Raw genomic sequence first — 246 nt, 5'->3', positions numbered from 1 at the left:
CCCCGTGTTCCGGAGACCTGCATAGCCGGGCATACTCGCAACACCTCGCCCGGTTCGAACAAATTCTAGGAGGAGTGCCACATGGGGGCTGTCCAAGGCAGCATGCTGCTCGTATTCACGCTGATCGCGATTGCCGCGCTGATCCTGATGATCGCGCGCTACAAGATCTACCCGTTCCTGGTGCTGATCATCGTTTCGCTGGGCCTCGGTCTCGTCGTCGGCATGCCGATGGACAAGATCGTCAAG

At 59.3% G+C, this 246-nt stretch carries 1 pseudogene; it reads left to right on the top strand.

The annotated features are described in order from the left end of the window. Positions 1-81 precede the first annotated feature (81 nt). Positions 82-246: pseudogene (locus SB772_RS44415) on the top strand (permease DsdX); the annotation flags it as partial.

The sequence above is a fragment of the Paraburkholderia sp. SIMBA_030 genome (genome assembly GCF_046535245.1).
Classification (GTDB): Bacteria; Pseudomonadota; Gammaproteobacteria; order Burkholderiales; family Burkholderiaceae; genus Paraburkholderia.
The sequence above is the reverse complement of the archived record's forward strand: the minus strand, read 5'-3'. Positions and strand labels throughout refer to the sequence as shown.